Below are 5,952 nucleotides of genomic sequence, written 5' to 3'. Positions count from 1 at the left end.
TAATAATAATTGAGTGGGGCTCAGTAACACTTCCGTCTTATACACATCTAGATGTGTATAAGAGACAGATCTAGAAGAACAGTTGCAGGATAGTTTTATTCGCTGTCATCGCGGCTTTTTGATCAATCAAAAAGCCATCGCATCAATTGCTAAAGACTACAACTCATTGATGATGGATGATGGGGCGACGATTCCGGTTGCCGTTCGCAAAAAAAGAAACTTAAAATCGCTGCAAAACAAATTGATCCTATGTTCTTAGATACCTAAAAGGGATGTGCCGAATCGGCACATCCCTTATTTTTTTATGGTAAATCATTTCCTGCTGCGAAGTACACATCGTACCATTCTTGTTTCGTTAAGGTTACATCGCCGCCTGCAGCACTTTCTTTGATCCGCGTTGGATTCATCGTACCTAAGATCACCTGCATATTCGCTGGATGACGTAAGATCCAAGCAGTCGCGATCGCATTTTTATTCGTGTCATATTTCTTCGCTAGTTTAGCCAGCAGCTCATTCAATTCTGGGAACTTGTCATTATCAATAAAGACTCCTTCAAAGAATCCGTACTGGAATGGCGACCACGCTTGGATCGTCACGCCTTTACGACGAGAAAATTCTAACACACCGCCATCATGATCGAATGAACGGGTATCCGTCATATTCGTATGCATGCCGTAATCGATCATCCCTGTATGCATGATTGAAAATTGCAATTGATTGATCAATAATTTTTGATCTACATGAGATTGCAATAATTGGAATTGTTCTGGGTTAACATTCGATACACCGAAGTGACGGACCTTTCCGCTGGCCTGCAAAATATCAAACGCTTCTGCAACTTCTTCCGGCTCCATCAATGGATCAGGACGATGCAGCAGATAACTATCTAAATAGTCGATGCCCATCCGTTCCAAAACACCATCTACAGAATCTAATAAATGTTGTTTCGAAAAGTCATAACGTTTGTCGTCGCCAGTCACGATGCCGCCTTTTGATTGAATAAAGAATTTATCCCGCGAGATGTTTCCTTCTTTTAAAGCTGCACCGAAAACTAATTCAGATTTTCCATCGCCATACATATCCGCTGAATCGATAAAATTAATATCACTTTCTAAAGCAGTCTCTAAAACTTCTGCTGCCTTTGTTGACGTTAGCGCTGACATTCGCATGATTCCTAGAGCGATCGCTGAAGCTTCCCAATAGCTGTTGCCGATTTTTCGTTGTAGCATTGTGTCCATCCTCTCTGAAAAAACATTTTTTCTTACCTATAGAAGTATAGACTATTTTGTTGATAAAAAAAATCCCCAGCCCTTAGAATCGCACTCCGCAGTTCTCGCTTGACCCAACAGACCTTTCTCCGTATGCTTATTTTTGAAGGAGGGTTCCTATATGTACTCGATGCTGAAAAAAATCATTACCGAAAAGGATATTTATCGTCAGATTTTACTCTTGGAACAGCTTCTTAATCATTCACAATTAACCGCCAAAGAGCTGGCCGAAAAAATCGGAACCACCGAGCGCACCATTTTTTCAGATTTGCAGCTGATTCGTACTTATCTGCCGCAACATTGGGAGTTGGACTCTGACAAAAGCGGCATCCGCTTGATTGCCCAGGAAAAGGCGTTGACCAATGATATCTGGGAAACCTTTTTACCCCATTCGGTCAGTCTGCAATTAATCAAGCAATTATTTTTTACCAAGGAATTAAACGTTCCTCGTTTTCTTGATGAAACAGGTGTCTCCTATGAAACGCTCAAACGGCAGCGCACAAAAATCAATCACCAGCTGCAGCTTTTTAACATCAAGATCCATCTAACCTCTACACGCGCCCATTTGATTGGGGAAGAAAGTGCCATCCGAATTTTTTATCATCGGCTGCTGCTGCCCTTTACTCATAACAATTACTTTTTTGAGGACTATACGATCCACGAAGAACATTATCTACGCTTCTTAACAAAAGAAATCACCGATGAGTTGTTTGTGGATACGGAACAGATTTTTGGAATCTGCTGGTTCTTTATCAATAGTATCCGCATCAAGGCCGGTTGTCCCATCGATGACTTCAGCTTTGAAGCCAGCGATCCTTTATTCAATATCTACGCACCGCTGTTGAAGGATCTATATAAAAAAGAAGGCGTCTATTTGCAAGACGAAGAAATCTTTTTTGCCTTTTTCTGCTTTTTAGAAAGCTGGAACTACAATAATCCTTTAGGAAAAAAAGTCGCCGATGTATTAGCTGAAGGATATCCCTTGCTGCGAAAAAAAGCGCAGCAAACCATTCAAGAAATCGCCGGCGAGCTGTTGCTGCCGTCGTTACTTCAAACAAACCTGCTGACAAATATTTTGCTGCTGCTGTTAAAATACGCCGAATCACCGGCGCTGTCGAAGCAATTTCAATTAGAATATCAAGAACTGCTGCTGCAAAGAAATGAAACCTACGCGATCTTAACCGAAAAAAGCACGGAGCTTTTTAATAGTCTGCCGCAATTTTCTGCGATCGGAGATACGACCTATTTCGTTAATCTCTTTTCACTATTAAGCCAGCAGGCCATTTTCATGATCCGACCTTATACCAAAACGATCTTTTTCGTTTTCCAAAGTGAACCCGCTTGGAAAATCTTCCTGCAGCAGGAGCTGGCGGATCTGTTGGGCAAACGAGTCAACTTAGTTTCACTGGAAGTTTCTCAGCTGCAAACTGGAAGGCTTCAAAGCGGTGATTTGATCCTTTCCAATATTCCGCTGGATTCGATGCCGATCCCGGTGGTCTACATCTCCACCATCCCAACAAAAAATGAGCTCAGCCAATTGACTGAACTCACTTCTCATTCGTATCTTTAGATGAAACGGTTAGTCATTTTGGTAATGGCTAACCGCTTTTTCTTTTTTTCGAAAAATCCCTTTACTGATTCTTTTCTCGATCTCAACTACGAAGAACAGCAGCAGCGCATTGCCTAAAATCACTAATTGTTGTGTGAAGCTAAGTGCCGTTGTTCCAATCAGCTGCTGCCCTAATGGTAAGAAGACAACACCTAGTTGAAGAACAAAGAGGATTCCTAATGAAATAAACAAGAATTTATTTTCGAAGAAGCGGCGGTTGATCGCCGGATCGACCATCTCACGACAATTGATCATATAAACCGCCTGTCCTAAAACAATACTCTGTAAAAGAATCGTCTGCTGCAACGCCGCACCATCAAAGCGCATCGATAAGAAGTACGCCGGAATCATGATCAGCAAGGATACATACAAGATTCTGAAGAAGCTGTAGCCGGATAAAATCCCCATCTTTGTATCTCTCGGCGGACGAGTCATTGTATCGGCACTCGCCTTTTCAAAGCCTAATGCATAAGATAGTGTGATCGTCGTCACCATGTTGACCCACAAAATTTGGATCGGTGTTAATGGTAATGGACGGTTCATCAACAGAGCCAAGATTACGATCAACCCTTGTGCTAGTGCTGTTGGTAAAAAGAAATTAATCGTCTTTTGCAGATTATCAAAGATTCTGCGGCCTTCCTTCACGGCTTTTACGATCGTGTAAAAATTATCATCGGCTAATACCATATCCGCCGCTTGTTTACTTACCTCACTGCCTTTGATCCCCATTGCGATCCCAATATCAGCCTGCTTCAAGGCTGGTGCATCATTCACGCCATCACCAGTCATTCCCACGACTTCTTCTTTTTTCTGCAACGCCGTTACGATTCTCAGCTTATGATCTGGTGTCGTACGAGCAAAGACATCTACTTGCCCCACCGCTTCAGCCAATTCTTCATCAGACATGCCATCAATATCGGCACCTTCTAAAATTTTAGACGTGTGCTTCAGACCGATCTGCTCACTGATTGCTTGAGCCGTGGCTTTGTGATCGCCGGTAATCATTTTAACCGCGATCCCTGCCTGCTGTGCCTGCTCAACCGCTCGAATGGCGCTCTCTTTCGGCGGATCAATGATTCCTGCTAAGCCGGCAAAGGTTAATCCAGATAATGACTCATGGGTTAATTCTGTTGAAGAGGCTTTTTTATATCCGAAGCCTAGTACCCGCTGACCTTTACTAGCAAGCTCCAATCCGCGCTGCTCCCACTTAAGCTGTTCTTCATTTGTTAAGCCAGCTTTTTCCAATAATACTTCCGGTGCACCTTTTACAAAAATTATCTGATTTTCGCCATCCGCGTGCAGCGTCGCCATATATTTGTAACTAGAGCTGAAGGGAATCTTCGCCAACACTGGCTTTAACTGCTGCTCTTCTTCGGCTACATAATTCAACAATGCCAGCTCTGTCGGATTGCCATGAATCTCTTCGATTTTTTGCTCATCTTTGGTCTTTAACTCTTGGCAGTTATTCATTATTTCTTTAACTAATGAAAGCTCTTCTGTGACAACTTCCTGCACGGCCATCTCATTTTTCGTGAGAGTTCCTGTTTTATCCGAGCAGATCACCGTCATTGAGCCTAGCGTTTCTACCGCGGGCATTCCTTTGATGATCGCATTCTCATCCGCCATTTCTTTGACACCCATCGAAAGGATCATTGTCAACACAGCCGGCAAGCCTTCTGGAATCATCGCGACGATCAAGGCAATACTTGCAGAGAACATCAAACTCCAGTCCATTCCATATCTGAAGCTCGTAAAGAATAGTAAGAAGACGATCAAGGCTAGAATGCCTCTAAAAATTTGTTTATTTAATTGATGCATTTTTTTAACCAGCGGTGTCGTCTGCGCTTGGATCGACTGCAAGGCATGATTGATTTTGCCGATTTCCGTCGCATCTCCTGTTTCAACGACCAATCCGCGAGCCGAACCCGTTTGTACGAGTGTGCCTGAAAAAGCCATATTTAACTGATCCCCAGCCATAGCATCCTGCGAGATCGCCTCGACCGTTTTTTCAACTGCCTCAGATTCCCCAGTCAAAATCGACTCCTCCACCGTCAAATCATGCACTTCGATCAGACGCAGATCCGCTGGGATGACATCACCAGCCTTTAAGATCACCACATCGCCCCGGACCAGTTTTTCTGAATCCAGCTTCAACGGCTGTCCTTCGTTTAAGACTGTCGCCTCTTGACCCATCATTTGCTTCAAGCCATCCAATGATTCTTCCGCCTTACGCTCTTGCCAATATCCCACGAAGCCGTTGACGATCACGACTAAGAAAATAATTCCGCCTTCCACCGCTTCGCCTGTCGCAAATTTCAGCAAGGCTGCCACGATCAATACGATCATCAGCAGATCCGTAAAATGCTTGGCGATTTTCCACCATAGCTTGACTTGCTCTTTCTCCTCCATTTTATTCGGTCCATTATTTTTTAACCGCGCCTCACGTTCTTCTGTCGTTAAACCTGTGATTTGCGACTCGACTTTATTTAACACTTCTTCACTTGATTGTTTATACCATTTCATCTATGTATTCCTCCATGTCATTCATTTGATACCTTAAGTATACGGAGAAATTTCATTTTTTAAGGTCGATAATTTCATGGAAGACTGCAATTATTGTGTTTAAGCACATAAAAAAAGCAGCCCCGCTTCAATAATATGAAGTAGAACTGCTTACGATTAGATCAGATTAATGTAAAAAGTTTTGCAGATCATCGCCGTATTCGTCGATTTTCTTCGTTGTCAAAATTGTTCCCGCTACTAAAACGCCGCTTACGATAAGTGTACTAGCAACCATAAATTTAACTAGTGATTTCATGCGATTCCCCTCCTATGATTTTTAATTATTAATGAAAACGAAACAGCTATAACTAGATTGCCGCTTCAGTTATTGTATGTATTAACCATAGCACAGGTGCTGAGATGTATCTCCTAATATGCTTGGACTGTGAATTATTTTTGAGCAAACAAAAAACCCCACTCAAACGAGCGGGGTCGATCATTCATTATTTGTTTAATGAATGTATAAGTTGGTCAGCTAATTTATTAAATTGTACTTGATTCATTGATATCAGT

General features: G+C 42.5%; 5 protein-coding genes. 2 read left to right on the top strand and 3 right to left on the bottom strand.

Annotated elements, in window-relative coordinates; all coding sequences use genetic code 11:
- Positions 1 to 82 precede the first annotated feature (82 nt).
- Entirely contained in the window at positions 83 to 259 is a 177-nt protein-coding gene (locus A5875_RS14945) for a LytTR family DNA-binding domain-containing protein (protein ID WP_088934322.1), read from the top strand.
- 43 nt (positions 260 to 302) lie between these two features.
- On the opposite strand, the gene A5875_RS14940 is transcribed toward A5875_RS14945, so the two are convergent.
- On the bottom strand, positions 303 to 1,229 hold the full coding sequence (locus tag A5875_RS14940; RefSeq protein WP_088934321.1) for an aldo/keto reductase: 927 nt from the start codon (positions 1,227 to 1,229) through the stop codon (positions 303 to 305).
- 160 nt (positions 1,230 to 1,389) lie between these two features.
- Here A5875_RS14940 and A5875_RS14935 point away from each other — a divergent pair, with 160 nt between their 5' ends.
- Positions 1,390 to 2,838, top strand: a complete 1,449-nt coding sequence (locus A5875_RS14935) for a helix-turn-helix domain-containing protein (RefSeq protein ID WP_088934320.1) — start codon at positions 1,390 to 1,392, stop codon at positions 2,836 to 2,838.
- A gap of 9 nt (positions 2,839 to 2,847) precedes the next feature.
- Here A5875_RS14935 and A5875_RS14930 read toward each other — a convergent pair whose 3' ends face one another.
- Both A5875_RS14930 and A5875_RS24155 read right to left on the bottom strand, forming a co-directional pair.
- The gene (locus A5875_RS14930) at positions 2,848 to 5,400 is read right to left on the bottom strand and encodes an HAD-IC family P-type ATPase (RefSeq protein WP_088934319.1); all 2,553 of its coding nucleotides are present in this window, start codon (positions 5,398 to 5,400) and stop codon (positions 2,848 to 2,850) included.
- Positions 5,401 to 5,566: 166 nt separating this feature from the next.
- Positions 5,567 to 5,695 (bottom strand): hypothetical protein, encoded by a 129-nt coding sequence (locus tag A5875_RS24155; protein ID WP_088934318.1) that lies wholly within the window; start codon positions 5,693 to 5,695, stop codon positions 5,567 to 5,569.
- Between the last annotated feature and the right edge of the window lie 257 nt (positions 5,696 to 5,952).

Source organism: Enterococcus sp. 3H8_DIV0648, from assembly GCF_002140655.1.
Taxonomy (GTDB): Bacteria; Bacillota; Bacilli; order Lactobacillales; family Enterococcaceae; genus Enterococcus_A; species Enterococcus_A hulanensis.
Note: the sequence above shows the minus strand (reverse complement) of the source record. Positions and strands in the feature narration are given on the sequence as shown.